Genomic DNA, 22,247 nt, shown 5'->3' on the forward strand with positions numbered 1-22,247 from the left:
AAAATTACATTAATAATATATTATTAAACACTAAGTTTCAATAATAGCACAACCCGTTACTCTGTAGGTAACAGAGAAACCTTTGTGCCTGCTCTTCTGGAGTAGTCAATACTGAAAAATGATACCAAATGTGATGAAACTTTTTTACCCCTGCTTCTGAAAGGCAGTAGAGGGGAAGGAAATCTTTTGCAAAATTTAGAAGTTAACAAAGCCCTAATACAAAGAATCCGCGTGTTTTATTTGTTCTAGTTCTACTTTTGAATGCTTTATTAGAAAAAATGTGTGATTTCGTTTGGTTGTTTTAAGAAATATGCTCATATTTGCACCGATATTCATTCCCGTTACCTACAGAGTAACAGAATAATTTTCAAGCACTTACACCTGTCACTGAACGCTTCACAAAATCAAGAACTTGCTTATTTGCTTCATCAATTTTCTTATTCCTGAAAGGTTTCAGATACGTCTCCGTTACAGTGATAGACGAATGTCCCATCGCTTCAGAAATAATACCCGGATGGATTTCACAATAATAAGCCGTCGTAGCCCAGGTATGACGGGCGGTGTACGAACTAAGTTTATCTCCCAATCCGAGCAATTCACCCAATAACATCAGCTGCTGATTAAAGCTACGTAATGCAAGCTGATATTCGCGATAAGCCTCTTTGGTTCCTTCACGACTTCTCAACAACGGAAATAAATAAGGAGAAGAAGAATCACGATTCATGTATTTCTTTACCAAAGCCATTGCTTCCGGAGTCAACGTCACCGACAATGGTCGCCCGGTTTTACGTCTACGATACGTTATTACATTATCGCGCAAATCACTCTTACGCAAATAAGCAAGATCGACAAACGGCATACCACGAAGCGAAAACATCAGGATGAATAGCTCCTGCGCCTGATATACCGCTAATGGTACACCCGATGCACGAGATAATTTAGTAAACACCTTCTTCATATCCTCATCACCCAACGCACGTTTATGGTCAGCTCGCGTCCCGGTATAAACCGAACGAAACAAATGAGGAACATAAGGAGCCTTCTGAAGATCGACCGCACGATTGTAAACCGCACGAAAGGTCCGTAAATAGGTGGAAACGGTGTTCCAACTACATCCACGACTACGAAGATATACTTCGAACCCTTTCAACCACTCCGAAGTCACTTCACTAAAAACAAAATCTTTTTTCCCACGATAAGCAATGATGGCATTCAGACTACTACGATAAACATGTGCAGTCCCAAAGTTTCCCTCCATCTGTAACCCAGTGGCTACCTGCTTCATAAATGCTAGTACTTTCAACATCTCATAATTTATTAATAATTTAGACGATAAATATACGAGTATTATCCCATCAATGGAAATACCTCGCATGAACAAACAAAGGAAATGGCTAAGATGTTCCAAAGACAAAAGAGTGCAAAAAGCCCGGACTTTCGCAAGCCCGGGCTTTCTATACTCTCAAAACATCTCCTTAATCTATAGGGAAATAAGGGACTAGTAAATTGGTTCTAGTGCAAATAAGAAGATGTAATGAGGCAAAAAGAGGGATACCTGTGGGAAATAAGGGAGGCATCCCTTTCAAGAGACAAACATTTGAGAACATACTTTCACAAGCATAATTTTCAGTCTATCTCTCTGTATATTTCTTTTTAAAGGATTTATTATCCTATATTACAACTTGTAAAGAGAAGGCATCTTCAGTCTATGAAGAATCAAGATGCCCCCAATTACCAATCCTTTAATCTAGATTACTTATTTACTTTTACGTAGATGGATACAGATTTCGTTCTATTCCACTTATCAAGAATGTTGACATTCACTTTACAAGTAGGAGGAGTTTGGATTACTGCACCCTCTTTCTTAGATATAATAACTTTCTTTGGATCACTAGCAAGACTACCATTATCCTTCGCCAAATAAGTTTTAGCGTTATCATCTGCTAATACAACTGAAACAGACTCTATTCTGCTATCGTTGAAATCATAGGCATTAGCACGAGCATCTATTCTCTTGAAATCCTTAGCTAATATTTCCACTGAATTTCCTTCGATTATAAACGGATTTGCTTCTGTTCCTATAATTTTCTTATCTACCTCTTTGGTATATTCAAAAGTACCTTCAAAGATTTCTGACAGTATTGTCAAATTGAATCTATCAGTAATAGCGTTCAAACGAGAATTTCCGAATGGTGCGTAAGACGCAGTGATATAACGACCAGTATAAGCACCACCCCAATTTGCATCAGTTGCCGGCTTAGAAGTATAAGGGAAAACTTTAATATTTGAATCCTTTGTTGGTACATTGCCAGCCTCTTCCTTCAACCATGCAGGAGCGAACACTTTCTTATTACCGTCTCCTCTAGAAGGCTTCTCTTCCGTAAACGTAATATAGCCCTTATCCGTCTTAGATATAGAACCCTCTTTATATAAGGTATAGAGATCGAAGCTAATCTTGTTATCAGCAACTGCAAAAGTAGTAGTAGCAGCAGTCGGTACTGTACCATAAGCCTTAGCATTACCATCCTTATCAAAGTAAGCATCTGCACGCTTAAATGTGAATAATTTGCTATTCTGTTGATCTACAGTAATCTTAAATGTAGTTTCATACAAGAATTCATTGCCCAATCCAAAGTCTTCTGGCTTATATTTCTTATTCTTGAATTTAACGGTTGCAGTATGAGGTACAGCAGCAACTTTTTTATAATCAAATTTAGCTTGGATTACATACTTAGTAATATTCTTATCCGACAAGTCAGTTATGACATCACCTTTTGCATTCAGACCTACCAAAGATAATTCAATACTCTTCTTTGTATCGTCGTTATCTGAATATGCCAAGTCTTTCACTCCATTGATTGTCACCTTACCATCAGTATAAGCAATATCAGCCTCTATACCATTGATATTTTCTCTAATTACATCTACTGAAGGACCCAATATTTCGGAAGTAGCCGTAGTTTTTGTACCATCCACAACCCAAGTCATATCTGCAACCTGAGCAGTCTCTGCCTTATACTTGAATGTCAAATTCAATTTAGCACCGTCAGCATCTTTATATACTTCTCCAGCGGTAGTAAGATAATTAACGGTAACGGTCAATGTACCTTCTTTATTTGCAATAATTGTTTTGTGGTCTTTATCAAATGTGGCGTTGATTTTTTTAAGTTCATCGTTATTCACAGTATAATAATAATCTACCACATTATCCAATTGATTATCTTTTTCATTGACTAAATCATCCAAATTATAAGAAACTTTGAAATCTACAGTCTTAGTAACTTCTTCAAGTTTCCTTTCTGTCTGATTATCAGCCTTAACTTTCACACCATACTGAGAAATGATTTCATTGCCCCATGCATCTTTTGTTGTAAATGCATAAGCAATATTTTTATCCAAATTGCCTAATTCTTTCGAATCTACTCCACTTGCAAATTTAAGAGTCAAATCGTAGATTCCCTTATTTGCAGTGGCTACAGGTTCTTCTGTTGCACGAGTCAGAGGTGTTTTACTATAATTATCTTCAATATTAGCAACAACAAAGTTAGTATTGCCTTTAGAATCTGTCAATCCTATCTCATAAGCTTGAATATCCGCTGCTTTCAAATTAACAGGATTAATCAATGCATGAATCATGCTACCACCTCTAGCAATAAGCAAATCTCCTTTTTTCTTGTAAGTCTTATTTCCATTAAAATCAATGTCATTTTTTGCTACGCCATAATATAAAGTAGCTTCAGCCTCATTGAGGCTAACATCAACAGAACCATCATCTTTTACACCAAGCACACTTATACTAGTGATACGAGCTGACTTCGGCATAGAAACAGTTTCCCATTTTTTAGTCTCCTTATTGAAAATATTCAATACCCAAACCAATGGATTACTAGCATCAGCAGTTACATACATATCAGTAGCAGCTTTAACATCTGTCTCTACAGGCTTTTTGGCTTCAGCATCCCAAACAATCCAGTTTCCATTTTCAGAAATTTGAGGTGCATATCCAGCTTCACCGTCCTTACCCGGTTCACCTTTACCCGGTTCACCGTCAGCTCCTTTCTTTCCTTCAGCACATACACCGAGGTCATTACCATTAACAATCCAGTTCTTCGTTACCGGATCAATCTTAATAGTCGTAGGTGCAGCATCCTTACCATTTGTGATAGAATAACTTTTATTATCATTAAAAGTTATCTTAAATCCATCGGTAATTTGTTCAACATTGGTTACCCATTTACCCTCTTTAACGAATGCTTGCAACTCGGCGATACTAGCTTTGTTTGCGTCAATCTGCGTTTGCAGATTATCGATGTCATCATCGTAGTCCTTACAACCTACATAGGTGACAGTAGAAAGTGCTAGCGCCCCGAAGAACATCACTTTTACAAATTTTCTTTTCATAACTACTTAAAAATTACATTAATAATATATTATTAAACACTAAGTTCCAATAATAACCGCCCGTTACTTCGTAGGTAACGGATAAACCTTTGTGCCTGCTCTTCTGGAGTAGTCAATACTGAAAAATGATACGATATGCAATGAAACATTTTTACCCCTGCTTCTGAAAGGCAGTAGAGGGAAGGAAATCTTTTGCAAAATTTAGAAGTTAACAAAGCCCTAATACAAAGAATCCATCTGTTTTATTTAGTGTTGTTCCTCTTTTGAATAGTTTATTAGAAAAAATGTGTGATTTCGTTTGGTTGTTTTAAGAAATATGCTCATATTGGCAGCGGAAATTATCCCCGTTACCTACGAAGTAACAGAGTTGTTTTCAGGTATTTACGCCACCTACAGTACATTTTACAAATTCAAGTACTTGTTTGTTGGCTTCATCTATTTTCTTATCCTGAAAAGGTTTCAAATATGTTTCAGTCACGGTGATAGACGAATGTCCCATCGCTTCAGAAATAATCCCCGGATGGATTTCACAATAATAAGCCGTCGTAGCCCAAGTGTGCCGGGCAGTATACGAGCTCAATTTGTCTCCCAATCCAATTAATTCACCCAATAGCATCAACCGTTGGTTAAAGCTGCGCAATGCTAACTGATATTCACGATATGCTTCTTTTGTCCCTTCACTGCCTTTCAGAAACGAAAACAAATAAGGCGAAGAAGGATCACGGTTCATGTATTTCTTTATCAGAATCATTGCCTCTGAAGTTAATGTTACTGACAAAGAACGTCCCGTTTTACGCCTACGATATGTTATCACATTATCACGTAAATCACTCTTGCGCAGATAAGCAAGATCAACAAACGGCATACCACGAAGCAAAAACATCAGAATGAATAACTCTTGAGCCTGACGCACAGGTAATGATACGCCCGGCTTCCTGGACAAATTAACAAATACCTTCTTCATGTCATCATCACTTAAAGCACGTTTATGTTCGCCACGCGTCCCAGTGTAAACGGAACGAAATAGATACGGAACATAAGGAGCCTTCCGAAGATCAACCGCGCGATTGTAAACAGCACGAAAGGTACGCATATAGGTGGAAACCGTATTCCAACTACATCCACGGTTACGAAGATGGACTTCGAACCCTTTCAACCACTCCGAAGTCACTTCACTAAAGACAAAGTCGCTTTTCCCACGATAAGCAATGATGGCATTCAGACTGCTACGATAGACATGCGCAGTACCAAAGTTTCCCTCCATCTGTAACCCGTTGGCTACCTGCTTCATAAATGTTAATACTTTCAACATCTCACTTTTTATTAATAAATTTGAATCTAAATATACGAAGTATTCTCATAACTAAGAATACGTTGAATAAACAAAATATAAAGCAAAGATGTTTTGAAAAGATCAATTTACAGGAGATAGATTAATAGCAAAAGAACCGTCTTTCCCAATGGAAAAACGATTCTTACATTTATGCTTTCAAGCATTTATTTTCAGATAATATACTTTTCATAAAAATATGCAATATCCATCACTTCAATATTAGATTTATTATTCATCAATCGCCTTATTCTATTTCTACATTGTTCTACCTTCTTGGTTTGAAACAATAAAATGACCTTCTCATGAATAGGCAAATGAGTATAAAACAAAGGCTTTGTATAAACCAACTTAGCTTTTATATCTTGAATGAAGGATGAATTAAGTTCATTTGTTTCTACCCTGAATTTAGCATCAACCAGAAGCATCCTTTTATTGCTGAGTAACGCAACAAAATCCATCTTACTATTCAGACAACGATGTTGTCTTCTCGCTTGTGCTATCTCCCATCGGTCAACGTCAACCACTAAAATTGTTCTTTTACACTCTGGGATTTTTTTAGGAGCTCCTTCCCGAATAAGCAATTCATCTAAACTAACATAAAATGCAGAATACAGCTTTACAAATTCTTCAGAAAAACAATAAGAGTCTATCGAAAGGCACTTACATTGCAACTTATTCGCAGGCTCCATACTCATCAATTTTATCTAAGGATTTATTAAATGATTTAAAAATGGGATCTATGTCAAGACCTAAATCACGATATGTATATTCATAAGGAGTGTCTTCCGAATCCTCGGCTAAATAAAAGTTTAATTTGTCTTGCACTTCCTCTTTCGCGGCAATATATCGAATAGCACTTATCATATCTGTACTATGACTGGCTACAAAAAACTTTACTCCAATCTCTTTATGGAGCAAGACAATCATCCGTGCATATTCCACGATCCATTGAGGGTGTAAATGAGCTTCCGGCTCATCAATAATAAGTAGTGTGTCTTTTTGAAGAAAACCATTCTTCAACAGCAGTTGTAAAATAGAAAATGATTTTATTCCTGTGGCACAATCTTTCAAATCGAATATTTTTCCATCGTCTCTTTTATAAGACAATTTTGGGTTACGAATATCGTCTTTTTCTATAAGAGGCTCACCTTTCATTATTTGAGTAAGATTCTTATATAAAGGAACTTTTTCGCCTATTTGAGAATGATCATTCAATAAAGTTGATAACTTCATCCAATAATCTTTACCACCAGTCAATTGACTCCCTACTATCATCGGAGTATCAATATAGGCAACTCTTTTTATATAATGAAGTAAAGGAACCGACTTCGTCTCTCCACCTGCAAAAGAAACCCCATATTCTCGAATCACCCATTTTTGAGGATACACACCTTTCAAATAAAAATCCAGATAATCGTGTAGTAAGAAATATCGTCGCTTTTCTTTATCTCTCGATGCGCCATCAAACAATGCTTCTATTTCTTCATAAAATAGACCTAACAACTTATCCAAATCATCTAGCGAATCATCAAACATGTTCTTGATAATTCGCACAATGCGTTTACAAGAATTTATTATATCCTCATCTTTCTGATTGTATACAAAATCTCTGTAAGATAGAAAACGAGTAAACAATTCCTCTACATATTGCAAATACTTCATTTTATCTGCAACAGAAACAGGACGTAAAATAATTGAATTGACAGATGTGAGACCGTTTACTTCCCTCTCTATTTGCCTTAAAACTTCAACATAACGAAGCAATTCATCATTTAAAGCAGAATCTATTATTTCATTAAAATGATTCGCATAATAAAATGAATAATACAACAGTTGTGACAAACTACTCTTTCCACAACCATTAATACCGGATACAACCGTTATTCCATTCAAAGCGATATCTGCCTTCTTTACAGCCTTAAAATTCTCAACCGACAGTTCTACTATTTTATCCATACAGATATATTCTATAATATAGATGATATGCAAAGATAAGAAACAAAAAGAGATTCTTTTAAGTTTCAGAACAGTTTATAACAAAAAAGTCGCTTTCGGTAAACCGAAAGCGACTTCTATATTCATTCAAAGGAAACCGGAATTACATCATTCCGCCCATGCCTCCCATTCCGGGAGCACCCATCGGCATTTCTGGCTTATCTTCCTTCTTTTCTACGATTACACATTCAGTAGTCAGGAACATACCAGCGATAGAAGCCGCATTTTCCAAAGCTACACGAGCAACCTTAGCAGGGTCTACTACACCGGCAGCGTGCAAGTTTTCGTAAATATCCAGACGAGCGTTATAACCAAAGTCACCTTTGCCTTCACGTACTTTCTGAACAACTACCGCACCTTCTTTACCAGCGTTAGCAACGATCTGACGAAGCGGCTCTTCGATGGCACGTTTGATGATTTCAACACCAGTTGTTTCGTCGGCATTATCACCCTTCATATTTTCGATAGCGTCAATTGCACGGATGTAAGCTACGCCACCACCCGGGATGATACCTTCTTCGATAGCAGCACGAGTTGCACGCAAAGCATCGTCCACACGGTCTTTCTTTTCTTTCATTTCTACTTCAGAAGCAGCACCTACATAGAGAACAGCCACACCACCTGACAATTTAGCCAGACGTTCCTGCAATTTCTCACGGTCATAGTCAGACTTAGTTGCCACAATCTGTGCTTTGATCTGTTCGCAACGTTCCTTGATGCTGTCTTTGTTACCTGCACCGTTTACAACAGTTGTATAGTCTTTAGTAACTGTAACTTTGTCAGCAGTACCCAACATTTCGATGGTAGCTTGTTCCAGTTTCAAACCTTTTTCTTCGCTGATAACAACACCACCTGTCAGGATAGCGATATCTTCCAGCATTTCTTTACGACGGTCACCGAAGCCCGGAGCTTTCACAGCACAGATCTTCAATTGAGAACGCAGACGGTTTACTACCAGTGTAGTCAATGCTTCGCTATCTACATCTTCTGCAATTACCAACAGAGGACGACCAGTCTGTACAGCCGGTTCGAGGATAGGCAAGAAATCTTTCAGGTTAGAAATCTTCTTGTCATAGATCAGGATGTAAGGTTTCTCCATCTCACATTCCATCTTTTCCGTATTTGTCACGAAGTAAGCTGACAAATAACCACGGTCGAACTGCATACCTTCTACTACACCGATAGTAGTATCTGTTCCTTTTGCTTCTTCGATAGTGATAACACCGTCTTTAGAAACTTTACGCATAGCATCAGCAATCAATTTACCGATTACCGGATCATTGTTTGCAGATACAGTGGCAACCTGTTCGATCTTGTCATAGTTATCACCTACAGTTTCAGCCTGATCCTTAATTGATTCTACCACTTTGGCAACAGCCTTGTCGATACCACGTTTGATATCCATCGGGCTAGCACCGGCAGTTACGTTCTTCAAACCTTCAGCTACGATAGCCTGTGCAAGAACAGTTGCAGTAGTTGTACCGTCACCGGCATCGTCACCTGTTTTAGAAGCAACTTCTTTTACCAACTGTGCACCAGTATTCTGGTAAGCATCTGACAATTCGATTTCTTTTGCTACTGTCACACCATCTTTTGTGATGTGCGGAGCACCGAATTTCTTCTCGATGATAACGTTACGTCCTTTCGGGCCCAGAGTTACTTTTACTGCATTTGCCAAAGCATCGACACCTTTTTTCAATTGGTCACGGGCATCGATATTGAATAATATTTCTTTTGCCATTTCTCTATTTACTATTTAAAGTTTTACATCCTATTATTAATTAACCCAAAACAGCGAGAACATCGCTCTGACGCATAATCAGATATTTAGTACCTTCAACGTCAAGTTCTGTTCCGGCATATTTACCATAAAGAACTGTATCGCCTACTTTCAATACCATTTCTTCGTCTTTCGTACCGTGACCTACTGCCACAACTTCACCCTTCAAAGGTTTTTCTTTTGCTGTATCAGGGATAATGATACCACCAATTGTTTTTTCTTCTGCAGGTGCAGGGAGGATAAGCACTCTGTCTGCTAATGGTTTAATGTTCATAGTTACTTGTTATATTTTAGTTATACATTTAATAGTAGATGTTACCCGCCATTTTTCAGGCGGAACGCTAAAGTCATTGCGAAAAGTGTGCCAAAGTAAATAAATGATTCTTTGTCAGAAATTGACTGACAAAATGACTGACAACTTGCATTGTATGGCAAAAAAGTATATTTGTCTCCCACTTTTTAAACAAAACAAAAGGATTATTCCTTATAATGACGTATATTCGTAAACGAACCATCAAATGCACTGTATAAATAATATGAATAGAATAGCATCCGGCCTCATCATCGCCTCTTGCGTTTTCTACTCCTGCACTTCGCGTTCAGGAGAGATTCCTCCTGTACACGAACAACAGACAGACTCGCTGGCACAGGATACGCTCACCCAACCCGAAGTTAAACCAGTTGATAAAAAACTCACAGCAGAGCAGATACAAATCACCAAAGATTTATTGTACGATCAATATACATTGGATGATATCTATCCTTATAAAGACACTACCCGGCAGTTTCAATGGGATAAAATCAAAGAACAACTGGCCTTGCTCGAAAATATACAGTTGCAACCTTCCACTTGGGCTATTCTCCAGAATTACAAAAACAGGAATGGAGAAGCACCACTTGTGAGGAGTTTCAAAAGAAATGCTTATGGACGAGTGGCAGATACGCTCGGCATAGAACGTTATCAATCCGTCCCACTTTATCTGCTGACTGACACATTGGTACCCGAACGTTACGGCCAGGATGGAGAACTGACCCGTTTCATCGAAGATGGAGAAAAATTTATTAAAGCAGAACCGATGTTTACCGGAGATGAGTGGATGATTCCTAAAAAATATGTCAAAGTAATCGGAGATACGATCGTGTTTAACAAAGCGGTTTTTGTAGACCGTCACAATCAGAATATCGCTTCTCTCGAACGTAGCGGAGAAGGTCAATGGCTGGTTCGCAGTATGAATCCTTCCACTACGGGACGTCATTTGCCACCGTATGCACAGGAAACTCCGTTAGGTATGTTTGTATTACAGGAAAAGAAAGTGAAGATGGTATTCTTAAAAGACGGTTCGAAAGAAACAGGAGGTTATGCACCTTATGCCAGCCGTTTCACAGATGGGGCCTATATCCACGGAGTACCGGTCAATGCTCCCCGCAAGACGCAGATAGAATATAGTCCGTCGTTGGGTACGACACCGCGTTCACACATGTGTGTACGAAATGCGACTTCACATGCCAAGTTTATCTATGACTGGGCACCCGTAAATGAAACTATTATTTTTGTTTTGGAATAGCGCTGAACAAACCTGTATCGCCATTTCTTGATTCTTATTATCTATTTTACGGAATATGGTTAGAAAACTTATTCTCTATAAGGAGAAAACTTGCTTTCCTCTTGAAGAAAAGTTACTTTCCCTTTACTTCAATCTATAAACGCAAGTTGCATTTATAAAAACAAAGCTTGCAATTATAAAAATGGAACCTTCATTTATATAATCAAAAGTTGCAATTATAGTTTGCCCTATAACCTTACTAAGTTTTCTTCCCATGCAAAAGAAGTTTGCATAGGACGAAAAGAAACTTTTCTATACGTACTTGAGAGGCCAAATAAAAAAGGTCCGAACTCTTCAGTCCAGACCTCCTAATTAGAAAAAGGGATTTATTCATCCCGTATTATCTCATATCAGTTATATGTGAAACTCACTTTTATTTTTCCCTGGTCTCACTCAACCCATACTTTGCCCTTGTTATATTCTGAATGATCTCTCTCTGTACACTTTCCAAGGCACTTATTTCTTTTTGTAATAACTCCAAGGCAGAACCTTTCTGCAATAAATAAGACCGTTCAGTATATTTTATATAAGAAGTCGGAATCTCCTGCTTCTTTTCTTTATAATAGGCAATCGCATATCGCAAAGCTTCCGATCTATATTTGCAGACAGCCTTTCGTTCGGCATAGTACAAATCTTTATAAGCATTCTCTTCACTTCTCAACTTTTTCCAGAATGCAGAAAAGGCTGTGGATACAGCATCTTTCTCTTCCTTGGTTACCGCCTCTTTCTGCTTCTTCACCAGATCTTTATATTCCTTGTATGTATTTAAAAACTTATCCAGTTCCTCTTTACTGGCTTTATGTTCCAGACGATAAGTCTCCAAAGAAGCAGGATGCTCATATTCGACAACCTGTTGCAGATAAGGCAAATCGTTCCAACTTATATATTTATTGTTTGCTTCACAGTAATCTGCATAAGCTGCTGCAAGCTGCCAACTATATTCTTTTGTCTTTTGACTCAATTCCTCGTTGATGGCGGACAAATTCTTTTCCATCTCTTTCAAGTCCTGTGCCGATGCCGTTTGCATACTCCCCCATCCGGAGAGAAACAAACAAAAAATACTCCATAAAACCGTTTTCATAATAAAATGATTTAAATTTCCTCCAAAGTTATTATTTCTCTACAGAATTCCAAACACTATTACAGATTTGCGATATATTTCCATAATGGAGCAGCATTCAGCGCTTGCATAATTTCGTTCTTATCGAGCAGGCTTCTCACTTCTTCCAATGTGAGCAGATGTACAGTGATATCTTCAGTAGCTTCCAGATGCTGATGGTCTATCAGTTCCACGTCTGTGGCAAGAAAACAGTAAGTCAGATTGGTATGAGTGCTCGGATTAGCGGAAATCACCATATACTCTTGCCAGTTTCCTTTTCCGTAGCCCGTTTCTTCCCACAATTCACGCTGGGCGGACACCAACGGCGAAGCATCTTCCTTCTCGCAAACACCGGCACACAGTTCATAACAAGTTCGTTCGATTCCCGGACGGTACTGGCGGACAAAAACGAATTTACCATCTTTGGTAATAGCAATGGTATTTACCCAGTCGGGATACTCAAGGATATAATATTCGGGGATATGGTTACCATTGGGAAGTAGCATATCTTCGCAGCGCACAGTCAGCCATGGACGGCGAAATAGATATTTGCTACTCACCGTTTTCCAGGCTTTATTCTTTTCTTCCATAAGGTCTAATTTTTCTTCCGGCAAAAATACGAATTTCCCCCGGATTATCCTACCTTTCGGTTGCTTGTTTTCATTCGTCTGCGTCGATGCAAGTGATCTCTATCTCATGTATCTGCTGCAGGTATTTTTTGGTAGAACTTACCAAAGAACTTCCCATGTAGAATAAAAACATCAGGCTGATAATAACCATCAATGCACCAATCATAGCAAAACGACTGCGCTGTTCAAAAATACTGCTATTCATAACTCTGCCTCCTCTTATTTTTTGTCCACTACAAAGATAACACGCGAAGGCTACAAAAAAGTGACAAGAATGTTTCAAAAAACTTAAATATTGAAATTCTGTTCGTATCTTTGCACCAACTAACTAACAACCTTTTTATTACAATATGGCATTTACGAATAATATTATGATTGTCCGGCATAAATTGCTGGCGGACCTTGTTAGACTCTGGAAAAACGACGAATTAGTGGAAAAGATAGACCGGCTTCCGATTGAGTTGAGTCCACGAAAATCGAAACCCCTAGGACGGTGTTGCGTACATAAAGAACGCGCAGTGTGGAGATACAAGACTTTTCCACTGATGGGACTGGATATGACTGACGAACACGACGAAGTTACCCCGCTTTCCGAATATGCACGATTGGCATTGAGCCGCCCCGAACCGGAGAAGGAAAATATCATGTGCGTCATCGACGAGGCCTGTTCTTCCTGCGTACAGATTAATTATGAAATAACCAACCTTTGTCGCGGATGTGTGGCACGTAGCTGCTACATGAACTGCCCGAAGGATGCAATACGTTTCAAGAAAAACGGCCAGGCAATGATTGACCATGATGCGTGTGTCAGTTGTGGTATTTGTCACAAAAGTTGTCCTTACCACGCTATTGTATACATTCCCGTGCCTTGTGAAGAATCTTGTCCGGTAAAGGCTATTAGCAAAGATGAACACGGCATAGAGCACATTGATGAAAGCAAATGTATCTATTGCGGAAAATGCATGAATGCTTGTCCGTTCGGTGCTATCTTCGAAATTTCGCAAACATTCGATGTATTGCAACGGATCAAGAAAGGAGAAAAGATGGTTGCCATCATTGCTCCGTCTATTTTGGGACAGTTTAAGACTTCTATCGGACAAGTGTACGGTGCTTTCAAGGAAATAGGATTTGCCGATGTGATCGAAGTGGCCGAAGGTGCCATGTCAACCACTAGCAATGAAGCCCACGAATTATTGGAAAAGCTGGAAGAGGGACAGAAGTTTATGACTACTTCCTGTTGTCCTTCTTATATCGAATTGGTAGAGAAACATATTCCGGATATGAAACCTTATGTTTCTACCACCGGATCACCGATGTACTACGCTGCACGGATTGCCAAAGAGAAGCATCCGGATGCTAAGATTGTATTTGTCGGTCCTTGTGTGGCAAAACGAAAAGAAGTACGCCGCGATGAAGCTGTGGATTATATCCTGACGTTCGAAGAAATCGGTTCGATTCTCGACGGGTTGGGTATTCAGCTGGAACAAATGCAGGAGTTCTCCGTATTGCATACTTCCGTTCGCGAAGCACACGGATTTGCACAGGCAGGTGGTGTGATGGGAGCTGTCAAAGCTTATTTGAAAGAAGAAGCGGAGAAAATCAATGCGATACAAGTGTCGGACATCAATAAAAAGAATATCGCTCTGCTGCGTGCCTGCGCCAAAACAGGAAAGGCTGCCGGACAATTTATTGAAGTGATGGCATGCGAAGGAGGATGTATCACCGGACCGAGTACGCATAACGACATTGTTTCGGGACGTCGCCAACTGGCACAAGAGCTGCTCAAACGGAAAGAGAGCTATGAAACAATGGATCGATAAACTACGACAGGAAAGAACACTGACACCGGAAGAGTTCCGGCAACTGTTGACCGGATGTGACGCAGAAATTCTGCGTTACATCAATAAACAGGCGCAGGAAGTCGCACTCCTCCACTTCGGAAATAAGATTTATATCCGCGGACTGATTGAAATCAGTAACTGCTGCCGGAACAACTGTTATTACTGTGGTATCCGAAAAGGGAATCCGAATATCGAACGTTACCGGTTAAGCCGGGAGAGTATACTGAACTGTTGCAAACAGGGTTATGAACTGGGATTCCGCACCTTTGTATTACAAGGAGGAGAAGATCCTGCACTAACAGACGATCAGATAGAAATGACTGTTGCCCGTATCAGACAGGAGTATCCGGATTGTGCTATTACACTGTCGCTCGGTGAAAAATCACGTGAGGCATACGAACGTTTCTTCCGTGCCGGAGCCAACCGTTATCTGTTACGTCACGAAACTTATAATGAGCCGCATTACCGGCAACTGCATCCGGCGGAAATGTCCGGCAAACAACGTCTGCAATGTTTAGCAGATTTGAAAGAGATCGGTTATCAGACAGGAACTGGAATTATGGTCGGCAGTCCGGGACAAACAGTAGAGCATATTATTGAGGATCTATTGTTTATAGAAAAGCTCCGCCCGGAAATGATTGGCATCGGACCTTTCCTGCCGCATCATGACACACCTTTTGCGGGACATCCCAACGGAACGGTGGAACAGACCATTCTTCTATTATCCATCTTCCGCCTGATGCATCCGGCCGCATTGATTCCGGCAACAACAGCTCTTGCCACTCTCATTCCTGATGGCAGGGAACGAGGTATTTTAGCAGGTGCGAATGTGGTTATGCCTAACTTGTCTCCTCGGGAGGAACGGAAAAAATATGAATTATATAATGACAAAGCTTCACTCGGAGCGGAATCTGCCGAAGGGCTGGCTGCCTTACAAAAACAGTTGAATGCCATCGGCTACGAGATTTCCACTGAAAGAGGCGACTTTAAGTGCACCACAGACTGCACAGATTCACAAAGATTTATTTCGGATTAAATCTTAATCTGTGATATTTGTGCAACCCGTGGTGAAAAAACAGAGAATATATGATATACCAAAAAGATTCATCAAAAGCAGAAGAGTTTATCCATCATGAAGAGATTCTGGATACACTGGAATACGCGCAGAACAATAAGGATAACCGTGTCCTGATTGAACAACTGATTGAAAAAGCTGCTCTGTGCAAGGGACTAACGCACCGGGAAGCGGCTATTCTGCTGGAATGTAACCAACCTGACCTGATAGAACGTATCTTTCATCTCGCCAAAGAAATCAAACAGAAGTTTTATGGCAACCGTATCGTCATGTTCGCACCGCTTTATTTGTCGAACTATTGCGTAAATGGTTGCGTATATTGTCCGTATCATGCTAAAAATAAGACGATTGCACGCAAGAAACTGACGCAGGAGGAAATTCGCCGGGAAGTGATTGCTTTGCAGGACATGGGACATAAGCGGCTCGCTCTTGAAGCAGGGGAGCATCCGTCACTAAATCCGATAGAATATATTCTGGAATCTATTCAGACGATTTACAGTATCAAACATAAAAACGGAGCTATCCGCCGCGTAAACGTAAATATCGCAGCCACTACAGTAGAAAATTATCGCCGATTAAAAGAGGCAGGTATCGGTACGTATATCTTATTCCAGGAGACTTATCACAAGGACAACTACGAAGCGCTTCATCCCACCGGCCCGAAAAGTAATTACGCCTATCACACCGAAGCGATGGACCGTGCCATGGAAGGGGGAATCGATGATGTAGGTATTGGTGTGCTTTTCGGTTTGAATACTTATCGGTATGATTTTATCGGATTGTTAATGCATGCCGAACATCTGGAAGCCAAATTTGGTGTAGGTCCTCATACAATCAGTGTGCCGCGTATCTGTTCGGCGGATGATATTAATGCGGGAGATTTTCCGAATTCAATCTCTGATGAGATATTCAGTAAGATTGTAGCTGTTATCCGAATTGCCGTTCCTTATACGGGAATGATTATTTCCACACGTGAATCACAAGAATCACGTAAAAAGGTGCTCGAATTGGGTATCTCACAAATCAGCGGCGGCTCACGTACCAGTGTAGGCGGATATGCTGAAACGGAATTACCCAATCATAATTCCGCACAATTTGACGTAAGCGATACCCGGACATTGGACGAGGTGGTCAATTGGTTGCTAGAACTCGGATATATTCCCAGCTTCTGTACTGCCTGTTACCGGGAAGGACGGACAGGTGACCGTTTCATGTCATTAGTGAAATCCGGTCAGATAGCTAACTGTTGCGGCCCCAATGCACTGATGACCCTGAAAGAGTATCTGGAAGATTATGCTTCCGAAGATACCCGTCAGAAAGGATTGAAATTGATTCTAAAAGAGACAGACCGAATCCCCAACCCCAAAATCAGGGAAATAGCTATCCGAAACCTCAAATCCATAGCCGCAGGGCAAAGAGATTTTAGATTTTAAATAATACGCCAATGTGCTGATATGTCGATGCGCCAATTGGCTGTACATGAATTAACAGATTGATAAATTAGTAATTATGAGCTTAACAGATACTCCAAATGCAAGCAGACTTCATATAGCCCTTTTCGGTAGACGAAACAGTGGTAAATCTTCTCTTATCAATGCATTGACAGGACAAGATACCGCCCTCGTTTCAGATACTCCGGGAACGACTACCGACCTTGTATCCAAAGCTATGGAAATTCAAGGTATTGGTCCGTGTTTGCTTATAGATACTCCGGGGTTCGATGATGAGGGAGAACTGGGAGAGCTGCGTATCAGCCGGACTTTAAAAGCTATTGAGAAAACGGATATTGCATTGCTACTATGTGGAGATACTACCTTTTCTCATGAAAAAGAGATGCTGGCACTATTGAAAGAGAAGAACATCCCTGTCATTCCGGTATTGAATAAAATAGATATAAGAGAGAACAGCGATAGCTTAGCTACATACATTGAGGAAGAATGTAAAATACGCCCATTACTTATCAGCGCCAAAGAAAAGACAGGAATTGAACAGATCCGGCAAGCCATTCTCGAAAAGCTGCCTTCGGATTTCGGTCAACAGAGTATCACTGGAGAGCTTGTTACAGAAAACGACCTTGTACTTCTGGTTATGCCACAGGATATTCAGGCTCCCAAAGGCAGACTAATTCTGCCCCAAGTGCAGACTATCCGTGAATTGTTGGACAAGAAATGTCTCGTAGTGACTTGTACTACTGACAAGTTTCCGGCAACCCTGCAAGCTCTTGCCCGTCCTCCAAAATTAATCATCACCGATTCACAGGTCTTCAAAACGATTTATGAACAGAAGCCAGAGGAAAGTGAACTAACCTCTTTCTCTGTGCTTTTCGCAGGATATAAGGGTGATATTCATTATTATGTAGAAAGTGCAGCTGCCATTGAAAGACTGACGGAATCGTCACGTGTACTAATAGCGGAAGCTTGTACGCACGCTCCCCTTTCCGAAGATATAGGAAGAGTGAAACTTCCCCATTTGTTACGGAAACGAATTGGAGAGAATCTGCAAATTGATATGGTAGCCGGAACCGACTTTCCACAAGACCTGACTCCTTATTCGCTGGTAATCCATTGCGGAGCATGTATGTTCAATCGTAAATACGTACTTAGCCGCATCGAACGTGTGCGGGAGCAACACATTCCTATGACGAATTATGGAGTAGCGATTGCTTTCCTCAATGGAATACTAGATCAAATAAAGTATTAAATCCCGGTCAAAAAGAAAGAGTCCGGTGCAATACCGAACTCTCGCAATATACAGTAAATTATTAACTGCTCAACTTTTGGGATGCAGTTAATAATTTTATAATTTCAATTCATCGCTGCTTATTTCTTCACAGTAGCAATCAGCTCCTCTGCTGAAACAAGATTCTGTTCTCCTGTCTCCATATTCTTCAGCATTGCTTTGCCTTCGTTCATTTCATTCTCACCGACAATAGCTACAAACGGAATATTCTTTGCATTAGCATAGCTCATCTGTTTCTTCATCTTGGCTGCATCCGGGAAAATCTCTGCACGGATACCGGCAGCACGCACTTTCGATAAAATACCCATAGAGAATGCAGCTTCCTTTTCACCGAAGTTGATAAACAGAACTTCTGTTCCATTCACAGCTTCTTTCGGATAAAGTTCGAGCTGGTTCAATACGTCGAAGATACGGTCTGCACCGAAAGAGATACCTACTCCCGACACTCCTGCCATACCAAATACTCCGGTCAGATTATCATAGCGACCACCACCTGTGATACTGCCAATCTGTACATCCAACGCTTTCACTTCAAAGATAGCACCTGTATAGTAATTCAGTCCGCGAGCCAATGTCAGGTCAAGCTCGATTTCATTCTTCAAGCCCATTGTTTCCAATGTATTCAGGATAAATTCGCTCTCTTCCACTCCCTTCAATCCTACTTCACTGGCTGATAATACATTTTTCAATGTTGCCAACTTTTCCGTATTCGTGCCGCTAAGGAGAATAATCGGCTGCAACTTAGCAATAGCCTCATCACTGATTCCCTTCTCTTTCAGTTCGGCATTTACATTATCCAAACCTATTTTGTCCAGCTTGTCAATCGCTACGGTAATATCGACAATCTTATCCGATTCGCCTATAATTTCAGCGATACCGGAAAGAATCTTACGGTTGTTAATCTTAATACATACACGAATATTGAAACGACTGAAAACAGTATCAACAATCTGCATCAATTCCACTTCGTTCAATAACGAATCACTTCCTACAACATCGGCATCACATTGATAAAACTCACGATAGCGTCCCTTCTGCGGACGGTCGGCACGCCATACTGGTTGAATCTGATAACGTTTGAACGGGAAAGTGATCTCATCACGATGCATCACCACATAACGAGCAAAAGGTACTGTCAAGTCATAACGCAAACCTTTCTCACAGAATTTGCTTGCCAGTTTGGCAGCATTACGGCTTAACAATTCTTCGTCAGTAATCCCGGAAAAGTAATCTCCTGAATTCTGAATCTTAAAGAGTAGTTTATCCCCTTCATCGCCGTACTTTCCCATCAGTGTAGAAAGCATCTCCATCGAAGGAGTCTCTATCTGCTGGAATCCATACAAATGATATACGTCACGAATCGTATTGAATATATAATTACGCTTCGCCATTTCTACCGGCGAAAAGTCACGAGTTCCTTTAGGAATACTTGGTTTTGCTGCCATAATATTACTGTTTATAATTTTAATTGTGCAAATTTACTGCAAATTTCCGAGCAATGCTTACATATATTTGAAAAAATCCTCCATAGTCTTCGGAAAGACTGCGGAGGATCTCTTTTTATTTTATAGAAAGAAGCTGGCAAACCTGCCTTTTCCCTTTTTCATTTCTTAGTCTCTTCTACCCATGAAGATCATGATGTAGTAAACCAATGTAGCCAATGAACCTAATGCAGCAACGACATACGTATAAGCAGCAGAACGAAGAGCATCTTCAGCCTGTGCATGATTGTACGAATTAGTAATGCCGGATGAGCTCAACCATACCAATGCACGTTTACTTGCATTGATTTCCACCGGCAGCGTGATAAAGCTGAACAGTGTAGTCATAGCAAACAGGATAATACCTGCCAACAATAACTGCGGGAAAGAGTTTATCAGCAAGATACCACCCAACAATACCCACGTCATAATGGAAGAAGCAAAGTTCACCACCGGAACCAGCGCACTACGCATCTTCAACGGGGCATACATACGTGCATGCTGCACAGCGTGTCCACACTCATGGGCTGCTACGGCAGCCGCCATAATGCTATTACTTTCATACACCCCCTCACTCAAATTCACTGTTTTGTTAGTAGGATTGTAGTGGTCGGTCAATCGTCCCGGCGTATGTGTAACCTGCACATCATAAATTCCATTGTCATGCAACATCTTCAAAGCAACGTCGCGTCCTGTCATTCCGTTTCCTGTAGGAATCTTAGAGTACTTCTTGAATTTGTTTTGCAAATTCATCTGTACCAACCAACTGACAACAGCGATTCCTATAAATAATACCCAATAAGACATCATATACTTTTCAATTTTAATTATTACTCTATATCTCTATAAACAAATTGTTTGCCAAAAATAAGGGGAAACGTTCAATGTCAGAATAGTTTCCCCTTGCTTTTATGAAGAATTAGCTAAAAATTAGTCAATTGTCAGTTCCACTACATAGTCAATATCTTTCGGAACCTCGGCAAATTCGAGCAAAACACCAGCTTTCGTCTTAGTGAAACGAACCGAAGACTGATCTTTAAACAAGACTGCTTTCTTAACCTTCTTACCTGTCAATGGCAGAAACAAAGCTGCATCTTTCAGGTCAAGGATATGTACATAGAGTTTATTTCCTTTTTGTGTTGTCACTCCCCAATCATGCGGAGCAACTACACCATTTCGTGTTCCATAGATCGTTTCGCCATATTGTTTCATCCACTCTCCCATCTCTGCCAAGCGTTGCACAGCTACCGCAGGAAGTTCCCCATCGGGTTGAGGACCGATATTCATCAAAAGGTTGGCATTCTTACCGGCTGCCTTCACCAGATAATGAATCAATGTCTTTGTAGATTTATAATTCTGGTCGGTAATCTTATATCCCCACATACCATTCATTGTTTCGCAAGTTTCCAACGGCAGGTGACTCACTTCCTGCCCGGACAGTCCCGAAGCATTCTCACCCGGCAGATCACGTTCGAAAATCTGAATATCTTCCCCGTCGAAAGGTGTCTGATGATGATTGTTACCCACCAGACAACCCGGCTGGAGCTTATGAATCAAAGCATACTGCTCCGGTAATTCCCAGTTAAAAGATTTAGGTTGATCCCACCATCCGTCAAACCAGATGGCACCTATCGGACCGTAATTCGTCAGTAACTCCGTCAACTGATTATTCATGAATTGATAATAACTTTTCCAATCCCCTTTCGAATTCGAACGTCCCGTTCCCTGTCCTGTACGTCCCCAGGGATAGTCCTCACGCGCCCAGTCAAGATGTGAATAATAAAAATGAAGCTTGATACCCTGCTTGGCACAGGCTGCTGCCAGTTCTTTCACAATATCTCTTTTAAAAGGGGTGGCTTTGACTACGTTATAATCCGAATACTTAGTATCAAACATAGAAAAACCTTCGTGATGACGGCTAGTGAAACAGATATATTTGGCTCCCGAAGCTTTAATAGCCTCCACCCATTTATCCGCATCAAACTTGGAAGGATAAAATCCACCTGCCAGTTTGGCATACTCTTTATAATTCAGATTATTATTTGTCATAGTCCACTCACCGGAAGCGAGCATAGCGTATAGCCCCCAGTGAAGAAAAATGCCAAACTTATTGTCTTGAAATTCCTGTCGTGCTTTCAGATTCTCTTCGGCAGGCTGATAAGAAGATTGGGCAAATACTCCCAAGTTCATGACGAACAACAAAAGGAAAGTAATAAAACGTGTTTTCATAAGGCATACATTATTTTTCTGTGTGTTTAGAATAGACTACA

Annotated in this window: 18 protein-coding genes; 5 read left to right on the forward strand and 13 right to left on the reverse strand. The window is 40.3% G+C overall.

All coding sequences use genetic code 11. The features are described from left to right. Positions 1 to 367 precede the first annotated feature (367 nt). The 7 genes from H8796_RS23680 to H8796_RS23710 all read right to left on the reverse strand — a co-directional run bounded on the left by H8796_RS23680 (position 368) and on the right by H8796_RS23710 (position 9,783). Entirely contained in the window at positions 368 to 1,306 is a 939-nt protein-coding gene (locus tag H8796_RS23680; RefSeq protein ID WP_117935966.1) for a site-specific integrase, read from the reverse strand. A 446-nt stretch (positions 1,307 to 1,752) separates the two neighbouring features. Next, entirely contained in the window at positions 1,753 to 4,401 is a 2,649-nt protein-coding gene (locus H8796_RS23685; RefSeq protein WP_117935968.1) for a PL29 family lyase N-terminal domain-containing protein, read from the reverse strand. Between the two features lie 373 nt (positions 4,402 to 4,774). Next, the gene (locus H8796_RS23690) at positions 4,775 to 5,713 is read right to left on the reverse strand and encodes a site-specific integrase (RefSeq protein WP_117935970.1); all 939 of its coding nucleotides are present in this window, start codon (positions 5,711 to 5,713) and stop codon (positions 4,775 to 4,777) included. A 191-nt stretch (positions 5,714 to 5,904) separates the two neighbouring features. Next, positions 5,905 to 6,423: a hypothetical protein gene (locus tag H8796_RS23695; protein ID WP_117935972.1), complete on the reverse strand. Its 519-nt coding sequence runs from the start codon at positions 6,421 to 6,423 to the stop codon at positions 5,905 to 5,907. After that, positions 6,407 to 7,690 (reverse strand): AAA family ATPase, encoded by a 1,284-nt coding sequence (locus tag H8796_RS23700; protein WP_147340104.1) that lies wholly within the window; start codon positions 7,688 to 7,690, stop codon positions 6,407 to 6,409. The genes H8796_RS23695 and H8796_RS23700 overlap by 17 nt, the downstream gene beginning before the upstream one ends. Before the next feature lie 142 nt (positions 7,691 to 7,832). Continuing rightward, positions 7,833 to 9,470, reverse strand: coding sequence for a chaperonin GroEL (gene groL / locus H8796_RS23705; RefSeq protein ID WP_117935976.1), 1,638 nt, complete (start codon positions 9,468 to 9,470; stop codon positions 7,833 to 7,835). Between the two features lie 40 nt (positions 9,471 to 9,510). After that, positions 9,511 to 9,783, reverse strand: a complete 273-nt coding sequence (locus H8796_RS23710) for a co-chaperone GroES (protein WP_004314007.1) — start codon at positions 9,781 to 9,783, stop codon at positions 9,511 to 9,513. Positions 9,784 to 10,027: 244 nt separating this feature from the next. Between H8796_RS23710 and H8796_RS23715 the strand changes: the two genes are divergently transcribed. Next, positions 10,028 to 11,074, forward strand: a complete 1,047-nt coding sequence (locus H8796_RS23715) for a L,D-transpeptidase (RefSeq protein ID WP_117935978.1) — start codon at positions 10,028 to 10,030, stop codon at positions 11,072 to 11,074. Positions 11,075 to 11,486: 412 nt separating this feature from the next. On the opposite strand, the gene H8796_RS23720 is transcribed toward H8796_RS23715, so the two are convergent. The 3 genes from H8796_RS23720 to H8796_RS23730 all read right to left on the reverse strand — a co-directional run bounded on the left by H8796_RS23720 (position 11,487) and on the right by H8796_RS23730 (position 13,046). Next, the gene (locus H8796_RS23720) at positions 11,487 to 12,194 is read right to left on the reverse strand and encodes a DUF5039 family protein (protein ID WP_117935980.1); all 708 of its coding nucleotides are present in this window, start codon (positions 12,192 to 12,194) and stop codon (positions 11,487 to 11,489) included. A 59-nt stretch (positions 12,195 to 12,253) separates the two neighbouring features. Next, positions 12,254 to 12,802 carry an NUDIX hydrolase gene (locus H8796_RS23725; protein ID WP_022199825.1) on the reverse strand — a complete coding sequence of 183 codons (549 nt, stop codon included), beginning with the start codon at positions 12,800 to 12,802 and terminating at the stop codon, positions 12,254 to 12,256. A 70-nt stretch (positions 12,803 to 12,872) separates the two neighbouring features. Then, positions 12,873 to 13,046 carry a hypothetical protein gene (locus H8796_RS23730; protein ID WP_175486882.1) on the reverse strand — a complete coding sequence of 58 codons (174 nt, stop codon included), beginning with the start codon at positions 13,044 to 13,046 and terminating at the stop codon, positions 12,873 to 12,875. A gap of 145 nt (positions 13,047 to 13,191) precedes the next feature. Between H8796_RS23730 and H8796_RS23735 the strand changes: the two genes are divergently transcribed. The 4 genes from H8796_RS23735 to hydF all read left to right on the forward strand — a co-directional run bounded on the left by H8796_RS23735 (position 13,192) and on the right by hydF (position 18,457). Continuing rightward, positions 13,192 to 14,661, forward strand: coding sequence for a 4Fe-4S dicluster domain-containing protein (locus H8796_RS23735; protein WP_117935982.1), 1,470 nt, complete (start codon positions 13,192 to 13,194; stop codon positions 14,659 to 14,661). Then, complete coding sequence (gene hydE / locus H8796_RS23740; RefSeq protein ID WP_117935984.1) at positions 14,642 to 15,718, forward strand: [FeFe] hydrogenase H-cluster radical SAM maturase HydE; 1,077 nt, start codon at positions 14,642 to 14,644, stop codon at positions 15,716 to 15,718. The genes H8796_RS23735 and hydE overlap by 20 nt, the downstream gene beginning before the upstream one ends. Before the next feature lie 50 nt (positions 15,719 to 15,768). Beyond that, positions 15,769 to 17,190, forward strand: a complete 1,422-nt coding sequence (gene hydG / locus H8796_RS23745) for a [FeFe] hydrogenase H-cluster radical SAM maturase HydG (RefSeq protein WP_187343888.1) — start codon at positions 15,769 to 15,771, stop codon at positions 17,188 to 17,190. Between the two features lie 76 nt (positions 17,191 to 17,266). Beyond that, the gene (gene hydF / locus H8796_RS23750) at positions 17,267 to 18,457 is read left to right on the forward strand and encodes a [FeFe] hydrogenase H-cluster maturation GTPase HydF (RefSeq protein ID WP_117935986.1); all 1,191 of its coding nucleotides are present in this window, start codon (positions 17,267 to 17,269) and stop codon (positions 18,455 to 18,457) included. A 119-nt stretch (positions 18,458 to 18,576) separates the two neighbouring features. Here the strand turns inward: hydF and hisS are convergent, their stop codons facing one another. From hisS to H8796_RS23765, 3 genes are all read right to left on the reverse strand, one after another. Then, on the reverse strand, positions 18,577 to 19,941 hold the full coding sequence (gene hisS, locus H8796_RS23755; protein WP_117935988.1) for a histidine--tRNA ligase: 1,365 nt from the start codon (positions 19,939 to 19,941) through the stop codon (positions 18,577 to 18,579). Between the two features lie 165 nt (positions 19,942 to 20,106). Further along, entirely contained in the window at positions 20,107 to 20,787 is a 681-nt protein-coding gene (locus H8796_RS23760) for a zinc metallopeptidase (RefSeq protein WP_004301089.1), read from the reverse strand. A 120-nt stretch (positions 20,788 to 20,907) separates the two neighbouring features. Next, positions 20,908 to 22,206 carry an alpha-L-fucosidase gene (locus H8796_RS23765; RefSeq protein WP_117935990.1) on the reverse strand — a complete coding sequence of 433 codons (1,299 nt, stop codon included), beginning with the start codon at positions 22,204 to 22,206 and terminating at the stop codon, positions 20,908 to 20,910. Between the last annotated feature and the right edge of the window lie 41 nt (positions 22,207 to 22,247).

The sequence above is a fragment of the Bacteroides sp. M10 genome (genome assembly GCF_014334015.1).
GTDB lineage: Bacteria > Bacteroidota > Bacteroidia > Bacteroidales > Bacteroidaceae > Bacteroides > Bacteroides intestinigallinarum.

Bases quoted from the DNA above. Each gene is read 5' to 3' on its own strand.
- H8796_RS23680 (WP_117935966.1), bottom strand. From the start codon at position 1,306: ATGTTGAAAGTACTAGCATTTATGAAGCAGGTAGCCACTGGGTTACAG.
- H8796_RS23685 (WP_117935968.1), bottom strand. From the start codon at position 4,401: ATGAAAAGAAAATTTGTAAAAGTGATGTTCTTCGGGGCGCTAGCACTT.
- H8796_RS23690 (WP_117935970.1), bottom strand. From the start codon at position 5,713: ATGTTGAAAGTATTAACATTTATGAAGCAGGTAGCCAACGGGTTACAG.
- H8796_RS23695 (WP_117935972.1), bottom strand. From the start codon at position 6,423: ATGGAGCCTGCGAATAAGTTGCAATGTAAGTGCCTTTCGATAGACTCT.
- H8796_RS23700 (WP_147340104.1), bottom strand. From the start codon at position 7,690: ATGGATAAAATAGTAGAACTGTCGGTTGAGAATTTTAAGGCTGTAAAG.
- groL (WP_117935976.1), bottom strand. From the start codon at position 9,470: ATGGCAAAAGAAATATTATTCAATATCGATGCCCGTGACCAATTGAAA.
- H8796_RS23710 (WP_004314007.1), bottom strand. From the start codon at position 9,783: ATGAACATTAAACCATTAGCAGACAGAGTGCTTATCCTCCCTGCACCT.
- H8796_RS23715 (WP_117935978.1), top strand. From the start codon at position 10,028: ATGCACTGTATAAATAATATGAATAGAATAGCATCCGGCCTCATCATC.
- H8796_RS23720 (WP_117935980.1), bottom strand. From the start codon at position 12,194: ATGAAAACGGTTTTATGGAGTATTTTTTGTTTGTTTCTCTCCGGATGG.
- H8796_RS23725 (WP_022199825.1), bottom strand. From the start codon at position 12,802: ATGGAAGAAAAGAATAAAGCCTGGAAAACGGTGAGTAGCAAATATCTA.
- H8796_RS23730 (WP_175486882.1), bottom strand. From the start codon at position 13,046: ATGAATAGCAGTATTTTTGAACAGCGCAGTCGTTTTGCTATGATTGGT.
- H8796_RS23735 (WP_117935982.1), top strand. From the start codon at position 13,192: ATGGCATTTACGAATAATATTATGATTGTCCGGCATAAATTGCTGGCG.
- hydE (WP_117935984.1), top strand. From the start codon at position 14,642: ATGAAACAATGGATCGATAAACTACGACAGGAAAGAACACTGACACCG.
- hydG (WP_187343888.1), top strand. From the start codon at position 15,769: ATGATATACCAAAAAGATTCATCAAAAGCAGAAGAGTTTATCCATCAT.
- hydF (WP_117935986.1), top strand. From the start codon at position 17,267: ATGAGCTTAACAGATACTCCAAATGCAAGCAGACTTCATATAGCCCTT.
- hisS (WP_117935988.1), bottom strand. From the start codon at position 19,941: ATGGCAGCAAAACCAAGTATTCCTAAAGGAACTCGTGACTTTTCGCCG.
- H8796_RS23760 (WP_004301089.1), bottom strand. From the start codon at position 20,787: ATGATGTCTTATTGGGTATTATTTATAGGAATCGCTGTTGTCAGTTGG.
- H8796_RS23765 (WP_117935990.1), bottom strand. From the start codon at position 22,206: ATGAAAACACGTTTTATTACTTTCCTTTTGTTGTTCGTCATGAACTTG.